The organism is Erwinia sp. SLM-02, assembly GCF_037450285.1.
Lineage (GTDB): Bacteria > Pseudomonadota > Gammaproteobacteria > Enterobacterales > Enterobacteriaceae > Erwinia.
This window is the reverse complement of sequence record NZ_JAQISN010000001.1, coordinates 1,820,850-1,836,044: the sequence shown is the minus strand read 5'-3', so window position 1 is coordinate 1,836,044 and position 15,195 is coordinate 1,820,850. Positions and strand designations below refer to the sequence as shown.

Below are 15,195 nucleotides of genomic sequence, written 5' to 3'. Positions count from 1 at the left end.
TGAACGCTTCCCTGCCTCATTTCCATTGCTATGATGCGGTGGACACTTCAAGCCACGTCTGGAAAACCTGATAGGGAATGTAGAGGGAAACGTTTTTTAATTTCGTTTCCTGCGTCGCTGTGTTTTTCACTTCGCTGGTATATCCAACCAGCACGCCGCCGATACTGTCATCGCTGTGGTAAACCGCTCCCCCGGACATGCCTTGCACGGCTCCGGCGTTTGACGCCATGGCTACGCAGGGTTTTTTATTCCAGCCGTTGCGAATTCCGGTCATCGCCAGATTGGTTCCGGAGGATTCAACCGGCATCGCCGAGAAGAAGCTGTAACCATACATGCGAACCGGCTCACCCACTTTCGTGGTGCGGAATACGGGCAGTTTCTTCAAATTATTTTTGTGGTGGATAATCGCCAGATCGCAGTAGGGGTGATAGGCCTTTACCCTGTGCATTGTCCAGCGCGCCACGTGGCCGGCCGTCAGGCTGTATTCCGGGGTAATGGGAATGCTGGTGCCGAGTGCACCCGCGCCAAGAATGGTGGGGATGCCCACGAAGTTCATATCCACCCGTTTCATCGCTTCACGACTGTAGCTGTAGCTACCAACAGAACAGCCGGTTAAAGCCAGCATCGACAGTACCAGCAGACACTTTTTAATATCCATTTTTCCCTTCTCAGGCACGTCGTTTACTTACCGAACGGGCGTAAAGACGTGCGGGGCCAGTGCCGGATATTACCCGGCGGGTTAATTTTAAAAATCATGCGGTCAACGCGTTCTCATTTTTGAGAAACGAAAGGCGTTGGAGGGTCATTGTCAATAAGGGGCTTCCTGACTGAGTCCTGGCGGATATATTAATTTCAAGGTGCGAAGGCGGTTAATTATTCATCCTTAAAATCAGGTTTAATAATAAGAAAGATTACCGAATGACTTTTATGTGAGGCGGTTTCAGGACTTTGTTGTGTTTAATATGTTGATTTATATCTTTATTTTTGGTTGTTAAAATGGGCGTGCAAATAATTTTCACCTGAGCGGGAATGTGATTTTAATGCAAGGTCAATAAGTCATTAAAAATAACACCGTGAGAAGTCGTTAGCCTGTATAAGGCAGCCGTCATTGCCGTCATTTAAATCAAAATCCATTATCTGCGTTTGGCGACGTTAAATTTTTCAGAATTAATGACGTCCCTTCCGGCAGGCGCGGCAAAGCCAGGCTAAAATTAGGCATTATCCTGCTAACAAACAGGTTACAGCGGGGATAAAAGTCTGTATAATAACCACCGAATTTAAATATAAGTTATTGAAAATAAAAGAATTTTTATTTTCACCATGACGCCTGGGAAGGCGACAAAGAGGCAGCTCCATGAGCGAAAAGTTACAGAAAGTTTTAGCACGCGCCGGGCACGGTTCCCGTCGTGAAATCGAAACCATGATCTCCGCCGGACGCGTCAGCGTTGACGGCAAGCTGGCCACGCTGGGTGACCGCGTTGAGCCAAGCAGTTCCCTGAAAATCCGCATTGACGGGCACGTTGTCCCGGTCAGCGAATCCATTACCGAAGTTTGCCGCGTTCTGGCCTACTACAAGCCGGAAGGCGAGCTGTGTACCCGCAGCGATCCTGAAGGTCGCCCGACGGTGTTCGATCGCCTGCCCAAGCTGCGCGGGGCGCGCTGGATTGCCGTAGGCCGTCTGGATGTCAATACCTGCGGCCTGCTGCTGTTCACCACCGATGGTGAACTGGCTAACCGTCTGATGCACCCGAGCCGTGAAGTTGAGCGTGAATATGCCGTGCGCGTTTTCGGCCAGGTGGATGACGAGAAAATCAAACAGCTGAGCCGCGGCGTGCAGCTGGAAGATGGTCCGGCTGCGTTTAAGACCCTTAAATTCACCGGCGGTGAAGGAATTAACCAGTGGTACAACGTCACCCTGACCGAAGGCCGTAACCGCGAGGTTCGCCGTCTGTGGGAAGCCGTTGGCGTGCAGGTGAGCCGTCTGATCCGCGTTCGCTACGGCGATATCGATCTGCCGAAAGGCCTGCCGCGCGGGGGTTACACCGAGCTGGATCTGCAGCCAACCAACTATCTGCGCGAGCTGGTAGGGCTGGAAGCAGAAACCGTCAGCAAAGTGCCGGTTGAAAAAGATCGCCGCCGCACCAAGGCGAATCAGATCCGTCGTGCGGTGAAACGCCATACGACCACCACCAAAGCCGCGAAGCCAGGCGGCAGCCGCCGTCCGGGTTCAAAGCGCCAGCAGGGCAAGCCGTAAGTTGCCATGCCGGTAAAAAAGGGGCCAGATGGCCCCTTTTTTTATCCGTCACGTTTCTACCAGTCAATCCCCTGCTGGGCCTGAATCCCGGCGTCAAAAGCGTGCTTCACCGGGCGCATTTCACTGACCGTATCCGCCAGATCCAGCAGATCCCGGTGGCAGCCTCGCCCTGTGACGATCACGCTCTGGTGCACAGGGCGCTGTCGTAACGCATCGATGACCTCCTGCAGCGGCAGATAATCAAAGCTGACCATGTAGGTGAGTTCATCAAGGATGACCAGATCCAGCGAGGGATCCTGCAACATTCGCTTTCCATGCTGCCACACCTTCAGGCAGGCTTCGGTATCGGTGGCGCGATTCTGCGTATCCCAGGTGAATCCGGTCGCCATCACCTGAAACTCCACGCCGTGCGGCTCAAGCAGGTTGCGTTCACCGTTAGGCCATTCGCCTTTAATAAACTGGATCACGCCGACGCGCTTCTGATGGCCGATTGCGCGGGTGGCGGTCCCAAAGGCGGCGGTCGTTTTACCCTTACCGTTGCCGGTGAAGACCATCAGGATGCCGCGGGTTTCCGTGGCGGCGGCAATACGCGCATCCACCTGGTCTTTCAGCCGCTGCTGGCGCTGCTGATGGCGATCTTCTGACATTATTCTGCGGCCCCCGGTTTACGACCCGGCTGGGCGTCAAAGCTGATGCCGGTTTTGCGTTTGCTGTCGTCGCCCATCAGCCAGAGATAGAGCGGCATAATGTCGGCGGGGGTTTTCAGCTTCATCGCATCTTCCTGTGGGAAGGCGCTGGCGCGCATGCGCGTGCGGGTTCCGCCCGGATTAATGCAGTTAACCCGCAGCTGTCGGCTGTCGTACTCCTCGGCCAGAACCTGCATCATCCCTTCGGTCGCGAATTTGGATACGGAATAGGCACCCCATCCGGCGCGCCCCTGGCGACCGACGCTGGAAGAGGTGAAGACCAGTGACGCGGAGGACGATTTCAGCAGCAGCGGGATCAGCGCCTGAGTCAGGAAGAAGGTGCCATCGATATTCACCCGCATGACCTGCTGCCAGACGGCCGGAGTTTGCTCCGTCATCGGTACCACTTCGCCGAGTAACCCGGCGTTGTGCAGCACGCCGTCCAGCCGGGGAACCACCTGCGCGATATCTTCAGCCAGCTGCTGACAGCTTTCCGGCGTGGCCGCTTCCAGATCCAGCCGGAACCAGCGGGCGGGCTGCCGCGCGTGCAGGTTTATCTCATCGCATACCTGCTGCAGCTGTTCCGTATTGCGCCCCAGCAGAAGAACCTGCGCGCCATAGCGGGCATAGGTGAGGGCCGCTTCGCGACCGATGCCGGTATTGGCACCGGTAACCAGAATAATTCGGTTGTTGAGCAGATCGCTTTTCGGTTGATAATGCACGGTAAAATCCTCTGGCGATGAAGTCTCTGCATTTTTGCTGGCATTGGAGGCTGGCGTAAGTTCTTGCAGGACATAGAATTAAGTGCTTTATGCCTGAAAAATGAGGCAAGTGCAATCATCGGACCTGCCAGTAAATGCCCTGTTACCGGCTGACAGGCGACTGAATGCCCGGAGTCGGTTACACTGCTTCATCTCTAATACAATGTTAATTAAGGCGGATTGAGTGGAATTACTCTCATATTATGGACTCTTTTTAGCGAAAACGGTCACCGTGGTGGTGGCTATTGCCGCCATTGCATTGGTGATTGCTAACCTTGCCGCCCGCAAACGGGGCCAGGGCGGTCAGCTCAGGCTGACGCATCTGAGCGAACGCTACCGTGAAATGCGTGACGATATGCAGCTGGCAAAGATCGAACCCGAGCAGCAGAAACACTGGCTTAAAGAGCGTAAGAAGGCGGAAAAGCAGAAGCACAAGCTGGCTAAACAGCAGATGAAAACGGGTGGACGGCAGCCGGAAGGTAAGCCGACGCTGTTTGTGCTGGATTTCAAAGGCAGTATGGATGCCGGTGAGGTGACGTCGCTGCGCGAAGAGATTTCTGCAGTGGTTGCCGTTGCCCGCAGCGGGGATGAAGTTCTGCTGCGCCTGGAAAGCCCGGGCGGCGTGGTGCACGGCTATGGCCTGGCGGCTTCACAGCTGCAGCGCCTGCGTGAGAAAGGCATTCCGCTGACCGTGGCCGTCGATAAAGTGGCGGCCAGCGGCGGGTACATGATGGCCTGTGTGGCAGAGCGTATTGTTGCCGCGCCGTTTTCCATTATTGGCTCGATTGGCGTCGTGGCGCAGATCCCCAACTTCAACCGGCTGCTGAAGCGTAATGATATTGACCTGGAACTGCATACCGCCGGGGAATATAAACGCACGCTGACTATGCTGGGGGAAAATACGGAAGCCGGTCGCGAAAAATTCCGCCAGGATCTCAACGAAACTCACCAGCTGTTCAAAGACTTTGTTCATCAGATGCGCCCGTCGCTGGACATTGACAGCGTGGCCACCGGCGAGCACTGGTACGGTAGCCAGGCGCTGGAAAAAGGGCTGGTCGATGCGATTGGTACCAGCGACGATCTGCTACTCGAACACATCGAGCAGCGTCAGGTGATCGGCGTGCGCTTTGCCCAGCGCAAACGCATGATGGATCGTTTCACCCAGAGCGCGGCGGCCAGTACCGAAAGCCTGCTGCTGCGTATCTGGCAGCGGGGTGAAAAACCGCTGCTTTAATGGCGATAATAGCGCCCGTTCAGGCGGGCGCTACGCCGCCAGCCGGTATTTTGGCGAAAGCTCGACCGTCAGAAATTTGAAGACGTTAAACACGGCGGTGCTGCGCGGCCCCGGTAATCCCTGCTCATCCAGAAAGTAGTCACCGCTAAAAATCAGCAGATCGCCTTTTTGCTCCACGCCCGTAGCGGCCATCCCGACGAAGTAATCGTCATGGTCGGCAAGCAACTGTCCGGCAAGCGCCAGCAGGCTGCTGCGATCGATGGTTTCCTGCATCATGGTCACATTCCCTCCTTTATAGTGATTACGCTGCGGAGTATTGTACGCCTGGCTGATAAAACCGCAATCCTGGTGCCGGTTTAGAAAAATGCCTCTTTTTTCAGCCTTTTCTGGCGGAAACCCGTGCTTGATGCTAATTAAGTTGCGTAACAGATTTTATCAGGTAGAGTGTGGGCGTTTCGGGTTCCGGGCGTAAAAGTGAGTTTACGCTTTGTTAGAGATTCGCTTAACAGGTAGTAAATAGTCCCGTTTATCAATATGTTAAAAGGGTTGCAATAGCGTGAAATTTGATAAAAAACTATCCGGGCCAGGCTTCATGCACCCGATGGTTCAATCGGCATAGCGCAGCCCAGGACGGCACTACTTACTCTCGGATGTTTTAATCAGGTAAAGGTAACTATGGGAAAAGCTCTCGTAATAGTTGAGTCCCCGGCAAAAGCCAAAACTATCAATAAATATCTCGGTAATGACTACGTGGTGAAATCCAGCGTGGGTCATATCCGTGATTTGCCGACGAGTGGTTCAACGGTTAAAAAGAGCGCTGACTCTACAACCAGTAAAACAACGAAGAAGGTCAAAAAAGACGAAAAGGCGGCGTTGGTTAACCGTATGGGCGTCGACCCTTACCACGGCTGGGATGCGAATTATCAAATCCTGCCGGGCAAGGAAAAGGTGGTTGCTGAACTGAAATCACTGGCGCAAAACGCTGACCATATCTATCTCGCAACGGACCTTGACCGCGAAGGGGAAGCCATTGCCTGGCACCTGCGGGAAGTGATCGGTGGCGATGAATCACGCTACAGCCGCGTGGTGTTTAACGAAATCACCAAGAATGCGATTCGTCAGGCGTTTGAAAAGCCTGGCGAACTGAATATCGACCGGGTGAATGCCCAACAGGCGCGGCGCTTTATGGACCGCGTGGTCGGCTATATGGTGTCGCCGCTGCTGTGGAAAAAGGTCGCTCGTGGCCTGTCCGCCGGGCGCGTGCAGTCCGTTGCCGTTCGTCTGGTGGTGGAGCGTGAGCGTGAAATTAAAGCGTTCGTGCCGGAAGAGTACTGGGAGCTGAATGCCAGTCTGACCACGCCGAAGGGAACGGACCTGCCGATGCAGGTCACCCATCAGGGCGATAAGCCGTTCCGGCCGGTCAACGGTGAGCAAACCCACGCTGCGGTCAGCCTGCTGGAAAAGTCGCGCTATGTTGTTGCCGATCGTGAAGACAAACCGACCAGCAGCAAGCCCGGCGCACCGTTTATTACCTCCACGCTGCAGCAGGCGGCAAGTACCCGTCTTGGTTTTGGCGTGAAAAAAACCATGATGATGGCACAGCGACTGTATGAAGCGGGCCATATCACCTATATGCGTACCGACTCGACTAACCTGAGCCAGGACGCGGTGAGCATGGTGTGCGGCTATATCGAGAAGGAATTCGGCGCGAAGTACCTGCCGAAGGCACCTGTCGTTTATACCAGCAAGGACAATTCGCAGGAGGCGCACGAAGCGATTCGTCCTTCCGACGTGAACATTCAGTCCGAGCAGCTGAAGGATATGGAAGCGGACGCGCAGAAGCTGTACCAGCTGATCTGGCGTCAGTTCGTTGCCTGCCAGATGATGCCGGCGCAGTACGACTCCACCACGCTGACCGTCACGGCCGGTGATTTCAAACTGAAAGCGAAGGGCCGTACGCTGCGCTTTGACGGCTGGACCCGCGTGATGCCTGCGCTGCGTAAAGGCGATGAAGATCGCACGCTGCCGCCGGTTGACGTGGGCAGCGAGCTGAGTCTGCAGCAGCTGAACCCGAGCCAGCACTTTACCAAGCCGCCGGCACGCTTCAGTGAAGCGTCGCTGGTGCGTGAGCTGGAAAAGCGCGGCATCGGTCGTCCTTCTACCTATGCGTCAATCATCTCGACCATACAGGACCGCGGCTACGTCAAAGTGGAAAGCCGTCGTTTCTATGCCGAGAAGATGGGGGAAATCGTCACCGATCGTCTGGAGGAAAACTTCCGCGATCTGATGAACTACGATTTCACCGCGAACATGGAAGATAACCTCGACAAGGTTGCCAATAACGAAGCGCAGTGGAAGGCCGTTCTGGATAAATTCTTCGGTGAGTTCAGCCAGCAGCTTGAGCAGGCCGAGAAGGATCCGGAAGAGGGCGGCATGCAGCCTAACCAGATGGTACTGACCTCTATCGAGTGCCCGACCTGTTCGCGCCAGATGGGTATCCGTACCGCCAGCACCGGCGTGTTCCTTGGCTGTTCCGGCTATGCCCTGCCGCCAAAAGAGCGCTGCAAGCAGACCATCAACCTGATCCCTGAGAATGAAGTGCTGAATATTCTTGAGGGAGACGACGCGGAAACCAACGCACTGCTCGCGCGCCGCCGCTGCCAGAAATGCGGCACGGCGATGGACAGCTACCTGATTGATAATCAGCGCAAGCTGCACGTCTGCGGTAGCAACCCGGAGTGCGACGGTTACGAAATTGAACAGGGTGAATTCCGCATCAAAGGCTATGATGGCCCGATTGTGGAATGCGAAAAATGTGGTTCTGAAATGCACCTGAAAATGGGGCGCTTCGGCAAGTACATGGCCTGTACCGGTGAAGACTGTAAGAATACGCGTAAAATTCTGCGCAACGGTGAAGTCGCTCCGCCTAAGGAAGATCCGGTTCCGCTGCCCGAGCTGCCGTGTGAGAAGTCTGACGCTTACTTCGTGCTGCGTGACGGCGCTGCCGGCGTGTTCCTGGCGGCCAACACCTTCCCTAAATCACGTGAAACCCGCGCGCCTCAGGTTGAAGAGCTGCAGCGATTCCGTGACCGTCTGCCTGAGAAGCTGCGCTATCTTGCCGATGCGCCTGCGACGGATGAAGACGGTAACAAAGCGGTCGTTCGCTTCAGCCGTAAGACGAAACAGCAGTACGTCAGCACCGAGAAAGACGGGAAAGCCACCGGCTGGTCCGCCTTCTATGTTGATGGTAAATGGGAAGTCAGCAAGAAGTAATCCGCGCTGATTTCTCTCTTCACAGGGGCAGGCCTTCACGGTCAGCCCCTGAAAAGAGACTTTGCTGATAATCTAACCGATTGTTAGTGAATGTTTCCCTGCCGACGCTATACATATCCCACATTTTTGATATAGTTGTTATAGATATGCCTCTTCTTATTATTAAATCGCATTAGACCGCTAACCTGACGCTGACCAGATTCCTGGTGTCTTCTTCTGTAGGGTTTTCGGCACGTTGCTTCAGACCCTGGACGGAATGAAAAATGAAATTGCAGCAGCTGCGGTACATCGTTGAGGTGGTAAACCACAATCTCAATGTCTCTTCAACGGCCGAAGGGCTTTACACGTCTCAACCCGGTATCAGTAAGCAGGTACGCATGCTGGAAGATGAACTGGGGATCCAGATCTTCGCCCGCAGCGGGAAGCATCTGACCCAGGTGACGCCGGCAGGGCAGGAAATCATTCGTATTGCCCGCGAAGTCCTGTCAAAAGTGGATGCGATTAAATCCGTTGCCGGGGAGCACACCTGGCCGGATAAAGGGTCACTTTACGTGGCGACCACCCACACCCAGGCGCGTTATGCGCTGCCGAACGTGATTAAAGGCTTCATTGAACGCTACCCGCGCGTCTCGCTGCATATGCACCAGGGGTCGCCGACTCAGATAGCGGAAGCGGTATCAAAAGGCAACGCGGATTTTGCCATTGCCACCGAGGCGCTGCATCTGTACGACGATTTGATTATGCTGCCGTGCTATCACTGGAACCGTGCAATCGTGGTCACGCCGGATCATCCGCTGGCCGGTAAATCAAAAGTGTCGATTGAAGAGCTGGCCGAGTACCCGCTGGTAACCTACACCTTTGGTTTTACCGGGCGCTCCGAGCTGGATACGGCATTCAACCGCGCCGGGCTGACGCCGCGCATCGTCTTCACCGCCACCGATGCCGACGTCATTAAGACCTATGTCCGTCTGGGGCTGGGCGTGGGCGTTATCGCCAGTATGGCGGTGGATCCGGTTTCCGATCCCGACCTGGTGCGCATTGAAGCAACGGACGTGTTCACCTACAGCACCACGAAAATCGGTTTCCGCCGCAGTACCTTCCTGCGTAGCTATATGTATGACTTTATCCAGCGCTTTGCCCCGCATCTGACCCGCGACGTGGTTGATACGGCGGTGGGGCTGCGCTCTAATGAAGATATTGAAGCGATGTTTAAAGATATTAAATTGCCGGCTAAATAATTACATTTGTTTCTAATCATCATAAGTTCAGATTGTAACGGATCTGAACTTATTGAAAGCTCCCGCCTCTCACTGCCATCGTTAGTTTCTTTCCTTTTCGTTCAATAAATGAAATGTCTATCACATGTTCATCCATTGTTATTGATGAAGTGAGAAATAGTACACATTTTCTATCGTTAATCTTTGCGAAAAATTAAGACTATTCCCATAATATACCCAACGCCAACGAGCAGAGGATTGCGTTGGTAGCCAGGTAAAGGGGGCTCAGATATTTGGCACCGCCGCGCAGAACGCGAGGTGCATATCAGAGTGGTAAAGTTTTTATGCTGAATGGTTAACTTAAAACACCTTATTAAAGTTCTTCTGAAACTTACTAATGTTTTTAAGCGTTTAGTTTAATGAAAATGACTGGATCTTGGGCAACCGGCTGATTAGGATTCAAGCCAATTACTGGTTGAAACATTGTGTAAATGAGAGTGAGTATCAATTATGGCTACTAGATTATCTGTACAGTCCAACTTCGGTCACGAGTCACAGGATGCTGAGCATAGCGGCAGCGATAACCTGAAGCGCAACGCCTGGCTGGCGCTTTTCGCGGGCTCCTTCCTGTTTTGGGTACTGGTCGTTACAATGGTCTGGAACCTGTGGAACTAACCCTGCAGCGCCTGAATGGCAAGCTGAGTACTGATTTCATTGCTGAAGTTCCTGAAGATTTCGGCAATGAAGAGCACCTTTCTCAGGTTATTATTCCCGCAGCCTGGTGTCTGAACGAGATGCAGCTGAAATTCATCCAATCTATAATTGAAGACGGTAATGGCAGCTAAATCAAGCCGGGTAATGAAAATCATCCCCCGGCTTTTTGCCTTTCTGACTGATTCTGATTATCAATAGTTACTCTTCGTAAACAAAAAATACGAAATGTCATTACTATGGGAAATACGTTCATTCATGGCAAGCCGGTATTATCGGTCGTGAATGATAACGGCAGAAACAGTTATCAATAAAGATGAATGCGGTTCAATAATTTTAGTCTGATTATGCGGGATTAATGCTTAATTCGAGTAATGAATCCAAATCATAATACAGCCATTATTAGCATGCTGATGCAGATTAATCGCATGAATATAAATAACCTGAGTGATTAATTCGATGCCTCGCCGGCCGTGTCGGCGGGGCATTTTGCCGATATGTGCTTGGCATTTTGTGTTGTAATCAAAATGTTACCCCCTTTTTGTACTATCTTTAAAGCAAACCCTGCATTTAGTCTGGTTATGCGGCAGGAACGAGCTATCAGAACAAGAAAGGAGGAGCAATGTCGACGACCCTACGTGAAATCAGCCAGGACACGCTGAACGTGAATGGCCAGCAGTATCACATCTTCAGTCTGGCAAAAGCCGCCCGTGAGCTGGGCGACATCGATCGCCTGCCAAAATCGATGAAGGTGCTGCTGGAGAATCTCCTGCGCTGGCAGGATGGCGATTCCGTTACCGAACCGGATATCCGGGCGATTGCTGAATGGCTGAAAGATGCCCATGCCGACCGTGAAATCGCCTATCGTCCGGCGCGCGTTCTGATGCAGGACTTTACCGGCGTGCCGGCAGTGGTGGACCTCGCTGCCATGCGCGAGGCGGTGAAGCGGCTGGGGGGCGATGTGGCGAAGGTCAACCCCCTGTCACCCGTGGATCTGGTCATTGACCACTCGGTCACGGTGGACCGCTTTGGGGATGATGATGCGTTCGAAGAAAACGTCCATCTTGAGATGGAGCGCAACCACGAGCGCTATGTTTTCCTGCGCTGGGGGCAGAAAGCCTTTAACCGCTTTAGCGTGGTGCCGCCGGGCACGGGGATTTGTCACCAGGTCAATCTGGAGTATCTCGGCAAGTCGGTCTGGCACGAGGAGCAGAACGGCAGGGAAGTGGCCTATCCGGATACCCTGGTCGGCACCGATTCCCACACCACGATGATCAATGCCCTCGGCGTGCTCGGCTGGGGCGTCGGTGGTATTGAAGCCGAAGCCGCGATGCTGGGGCAGCCCGTCTCAATGCTGATCCCGGACGTGGTGGGATTCAGACTGACCGGCAAGCTGAAACCCGGCATTACCGCCACCGACCTGGTGCTGACGGTCACCCAGATGCTGCGTAAGCACGGCGTGGTCGGCAAATTCGTGGAATTTTACGGCGACGGCCTTAAGGATCTCCCGCTGGCGGATCGCGCAACGATTGCCAATATGGCTCCGGAGTACGGCGCTACCTGCGGATTCTTCCCGGTGGACAGCGTGACGCTGGAGTATATGCGACTGACCGGGCGCAGCGACCAGCAGGTGGCGCTGGTGGAAGCCTACGCCCGCGCGCAGGGAATGTGGCGACATCCGGGTGATGAACCGGTGTTTACCAGCAGCCTGTCGCTGGATATGGGGCTGGTGGAATCGAGCCTGGCCGGGCCGAAACGTCCGCAGGACCGCGTGGCCCTGGGCGATGTGCCCGCCGCCTTCCGCGCCAGCAATGAGCTGGAGGTGAACCACGCGCAGAAAAACCATCAGGCGGTCAGCTACCGTGACTCCCGCAGCGGCAAGCAGTACCAGCTGGAGGACGGGGCGGTGGTGATCGCCGCGATCACCTCCTGCACCAATACCTCCAACCCCAGCGTGCTGATGGCCGCCGGACTGCTGGCGAAAAAAGCCGCCGCGCTTGGCCTGCAGCGTAAACCCTGGGTTAAAGCGTCTCTGGCCCCGGGCTCAAAAGTGGTATCCGACTATCTGGCCACCGCCGGGCTGACCCCGTACCTCGACCGCCTGGGGTTCAACCTGGTGGGCTACGGCTGTACGACCTGTATCGGTAACTCCGGACCGCTGCCGGATGAAATCGAAACGGCTATCCGTCAGGGAGATTTGACGGTGGGGGCGGTGCTGTCCGGTAACCGTAACTTTGAAGGCCGTATCCATCCCTACGTTAAGACCAACTGGCTGGCCTCGCCGCCGCTGGTCGTGGCCTACGCGCTGTCCGGCAATATGACGGTTAACCTGCAAACCGATCCCCTCGGGGAAGACGCCAGCGGCAAACCGGTTTACCTACGGGATATCTGGCCGTCGCCGGAAGAGATTGCTGAGGCGGTGCAGATGGTCTCAACCGAGATGTTCCACAAGGAGTATGCCGAAGTCTTTGCCGGTACGCCCGAATGGCAGCAGATCAAGGTGAGCGAAGCGGCGACCTATTCATGGGATAACGACTCCACCTATATTCGCCTGTCGCCATTTTTCGACACCATGGAAAAAGAACCGGAGGCGGTGGAGGATATCAAAGGCGCGCGCATCCTGGCGATGCTGGGCGACTCGGTGACAACCGACCACATTTCACCGGCGGGCAGTATCAAAGCCGACAGCCCGGCGGGGCGCTATCTGCTGGATCGCGGCGTTGAACGTACCGACTTCAACTCCTACGGTTCGCGGCGCGGTAACCATGAGGTGATGATGCGCGGAACTTTCGCCAACATCCGTATCCGCAACGAGATGGTGCCGGGCGTGGAGGGGGGGATAACGCGTCATATTCCCAGCAATGAACAGTTAGCGATATACGACGCCGCCATGCGCTACCGCGAAGAGGGCATTCCGCTGGCGGTGATTGCCGGGAAAGAGTACGGTTCCGGCTCCAGCCGCGACTGGGCGGCGAAGGGGCCGCGTCTTCAGGGCGTCCGCGTGGTGATCGCCGAATCGTTCGAGAGGATCCACCGCTCGAATCTGATTGGGATGGGGATCCTGCCGCTGGAGTTTCCACAGGGGGTGACGCGGAAAACGCTGAAGCTGACCGGCGAAGAGCTGATCGACGTTGCGCATCTGCAGCAGCTGAAACCGGGGATGACGGTCAAAGTCACATTGACGCGGGCGGATGGCAGTCAGGAGGTTCTCGACACGCGCTGCCGCATTGATACCGGCAACGAGCTGACCTACTACCAGAATGACGGCATCCTGCACTACGTGATCCGCAACATGCTGCGGGACTAGGGCGCGTTCGGCGGGCGTTAATCGCCTCCGTTTCGGGTATCAGCGATGACGATACCCGAACGGCTTCTGGCGTAAAAAAGCCGCTATGTGAATCATAGCGGCTTTTTATGTCTCAGGCGGAGTAACAGGATCCGCGCGGACCTACTTCGACAGCAAATGGCCCATTTTTGCGGCTTTGGTATCGAGGTAGTGTGCGTTCTTGGGGTTACGCCCCACGATCAGCGGTACGCGTTCAACGATATTGATCCCCGCTTCCGTCAGGATCTCCACCTTGCGCGGATTATTGGTCAGCAAACGAACCTCATCAACGCCAAGCAGCTTGAACATATCCGCACACAGGGTGAAGTCGCGCTCGTCGGCGGCAAACCCCAGCTGGTGATTCGCTTCGACCGTATCGTAACCTTTATCCTGCAGCGCGTAGGCGCGGATCTTATTCAGCAGCCCGATACCGCGGCCTTCCTGACGATGATAGAGCAGAATGCCGCGGCCCTGCTCGGCAATGTGCGTCAGCGCGGCCTCCAGCTGGAACCCGCAGTCGCAGCGCAGGCTGAACAGCGCATCGCCGGTCAGGCATTCGGAGTGAACGCGTGCCAGCACCGGTTCGCTGTGAGAAATATCGCCATAAACCAGCGCAACATGATCGTGCCCGGTTGCCAGTTCTTCAAATCCGACCATGAGGAAATCGCCCCAGGGCGTGGGCAGGTTGGCTTCTGCCACCCGTTTAAGCTGCATGTGACTCTCCATAAACTTCAGGTGTACGCTATCATCAGATGGCGCAGTGTCAGTTGCCTGACGGCTTACAATACGTGCTATTTTGCCATAACCTGCGACGCGAAGGTTAACATGTTTGAGCTATCCAGTGATAACGCACAATTATCACCTTCGCAATTCATATGTTATTATTTTTATTACTATTGTTATATCAATCCAGAGAAATAACCTGAGTTTTTAAGGAAGAAAGATGGCTGAAATTCTCAAACGAACCACGATTGGGATGCTTCTCCTGCTGTTGATGCCCGTGCTGGTGGCGCTTTCCGGCTGGCAGTGGCACCCGGGAGAGATGGGATGGGTTTATCTGGCATTGTACGGATTCACCGAGACGGTCACCCGTCCGTGGGGCGTGCTGACCAGCACGCTGCTGTGCGGCTGGTTCCTCTGGTGCCTGCGTTTTCGCGTTAAGCCGGCGGTCTTCCTGTTAGCCATTCTGGTCGGCACTATCCTGCTGGGTCAGTACACTAAAAGCCTGATCAAAAATCAGGTGCAGGAACCCCGGCCATACGTTCTGTGGCTGGAAAAAGCCGAGGGGGTCAGTAATGAATATTTCTACGACCTGAAGCGCAAACAGCGCAGCCAGCTGGTAGAGGAGGCGATCGCCGATAATCCGCAGCTCCCCGGCTGGCTGAAGCGGCACTGGGCGTTTGAAACCGGATTTTCATTCCCCTCCGGCCATACAATGTTTGCCGCCAGCTGGGCGCTGCTGGGCGTCGGCCTGCTGTGGCCGCGTCGGCGCTATGCCACTATCGTACTGCTGCTGATGTGGGCCACGCTGGTGATGGGCAGTCGCCTGGTGCTGGGCATGCACTGGCCGCAGGACCTCATTGTCTCCACGCTGTTCAGCTGGCTGTTTATTACCCTGGCTACCTGGCTTGCCCAGCGGTTTTGCGGCCCGCTGAGCGTTCTGCCGCAGGAACAGCAGGAAATCAGCCAGCGGGAAAATGAGTCGCCCTGATTGTAAATGGATTTTTTGCCCCC

At 55.0% G+C, this 15,195-nt stretch carries 13 protein-coding genes; 8 read left to right on the top strand and 5 right to left on the bottom strand.

Features of this window, described 5'->3' with window-relative positions; genetic code table 11:
- Positions 1 to 28: 28 nt before the first annotated feature.
- Positions 29 to 658 carry a serine protease gene (locus PGH32_RS08495; RefSeq protein WP_337893765.1) on the bottom strand — a complete coding sequence of 210 codons (630 nt, stop codon included), beginning with the start codon at positions 656 to 658 and terminating at the stop codon, positions 29 to 31.
- Positions 659 to 1,354: 696 nt separating this feature from the next.
- Here PGH32_RS08495 and rluB point away from each other — a divergent pair.
- Entirely contained in the window at positions 1,355 to 2,254 is a 900-nt protein-coding gene (gene rluB, locus PGH32_RS08490; RefSeq protein WP_105595197.1) for a 23S rRNA pseudouridine(2605) synthase RluB, read from the top strand.
- Positions 2,255 to 2,310: 56 nt separating this feature from the next.
- Here the strand turns inward: rluB and cobO are convergent, their stop codons facing one another.
- Both cobO and PGH32_RS08480 read right to left on the bottom strand, forming a co-directional pair.
- A complete protein-coding gene (gene cobO, locus PGH32_RS08485; RefSeq protein ID WP_314424961.1) occupies positions 2,311 to 2,901 on the bottom strand; it encodes a cob(I)yrinic acid a,c-diamide adenosyltransferase in 591 nt (196 codons plus the stop codon).
- The gene (locus PGH32_RS08480; RefSeq protein WP_314424959.1) at positions 2,901 to 3,662 is read right to left on the bottom strand and encodes a YciK family oxidoreductase; all 762 of its coding nucleotides are present in this window, start codon (positions 3,660 to 3,662) and stop codon (positions 2,901 to 2,903) included. The genes cobO and PGH32_RS08480 overlap by 1 nt, the downstream gene beginning before the upstream one ends.
- Before the next feature lie 223 nt (positions 3,663 to 3,885).
- Between PGH32_RS08480 and sohB the strand changes: the two genes are divergently transcribed.
- On the top strand, positions 3,886 to 4,935 hold the full coding sequence (gene sohB / locus PGH32_RS08475; RefSeq protein WP_314424957.1) for a protease SohB: 1,050 nt from the start codon (positions 3,886 to 3,888) through the stop codon (positions 4,933 to 4,935).
- Between the two features lie 30 nt (positions 4,936 to 4,965).
- On the opposite strand, the gene PGH32_RS08470 is transcribed toward sohB, so the two are convergent.
- Positions 4,966 to 5,208 carry a DUF2498 family protein gene (locus PGH32_RS08470; protein ID WP_443112771.1) on the bottom strand — a complete coding sequence of 81 codons (243 nt, stop codon included), beginning with the start codon at positions 5,206 to 5,208 and terminating at the stop codon, positions 4,966 to 4,968.
- 402 nt (positions 5,209 to 5,610) lie between these two features.
- On the opposite strand from PGH32_RS08470, the gene topA reads away from it, so the two are divergent.
- From topA to acnA, 5 genes are all read left to right on the top strand, one after another.
- On the top strand, positions 5,611 to 8,208 hold the full coding sequence (gene topA, locus PGH32_RS08465) for a type I DNA topoisomerase (protein ID WP_337893764.1): 2,598 nt from the start codon (positions 5,611 to 5,613) through the stop codon (positions 8,206 to 8,208).
- A 263-nt stretch (positions 8,209 to 8,471) separates the two neighbouring features.
- The gene (gene cysB, locus PGH32_RS08460) at positions 8,472 to 9,446 is read left to right on the top strand and encodes an HTH-type transcriptional regulator CysB (protein ID WP_105595191.1); all 975 of its coding nucleotides are present in this window, start codon (positions 8,472 to 8,474) and stop codon (positions 9,444 to 9,446) included.
- Between the two features lie 489 nt (positions 9,447 to 9,935).
- Positions 9,936 to 10,100 carry a YmiA family putative membrane protein gene (locus tag PGH32_RS08455; protein WP_314424953.1) on the top strand — a complete coding sequence of 55 codons (165 nt, stop codon included), beginning with the start codon at positions 9,936 to 9,938 and terminating at the stop codon, positions 10,098 to 10,100.
- A complete protein-coding gene (locus PGH32_RS08450; RefSeq protein ID WP_314424952.1) occupies positions 10,091 to 10,270 on the top strand; it encodes a hypothetical protein in 180 nt (59 codons plus the stop codon). Before PGH32_RS08455 ends, PGH32_RS08450 begins: the two co-directional genes overlap by 10 nt.
- A gap of 488 nt (positions 10,271 to 10,758) precedes the next feature.
- Positions 10,759 to 13,443 carry an aconitate hydratase AcnA gene (gene acnA, locus PGH32_RS08445; protein ID WP_337893763.1) on the top strand — a complete coding sequence of 895 codons (2,685 nt, stop codon included), beginning with the start codon at positions 10,759 to 10,761 and terminating at the stop codon, positions 13,441 to 13,443.
- Between the two features lie 141 nt (positions 13,444 to 13,584).
- On the opposite strand, the gene ribA is transcribed toward acnA, so the two are convergent.
- Positions 13,585 to 14,175 carry a GTP cyclohydrolase II gene (ribA, locus tag PGH32_RS08440; protein WP_314424948.1) on the bottom strand — a complete coding sequence of 197 codons (591 nt, stop codon included), beginning with the start codon at positions 14,173 to 14,175 and terminating at the stop codon, positions 13,585 to 13,587.
- Positions 14,176 to 14,404: 229 nt separating this feature from the next.
- On the opposite strand from ribA, the gene pgpB reads away from it, so the two are divergent.
- The gene (gene pgpB, locus PGH32_RS08435; RefSeq protein WP_314424946.1) at positions 14,405 to 15,172 is read left to right on the top strand and encodes a phosphatidylglycerophosphatase B; all 768 of its coding nucleotides are present in this window, start codon (positions 14,405 to 14,407) and stop codon (positions 15,170 to 15,172) included.
- Positions 15,173 to 15,195 lie beyond the last annotated feature (23 nt).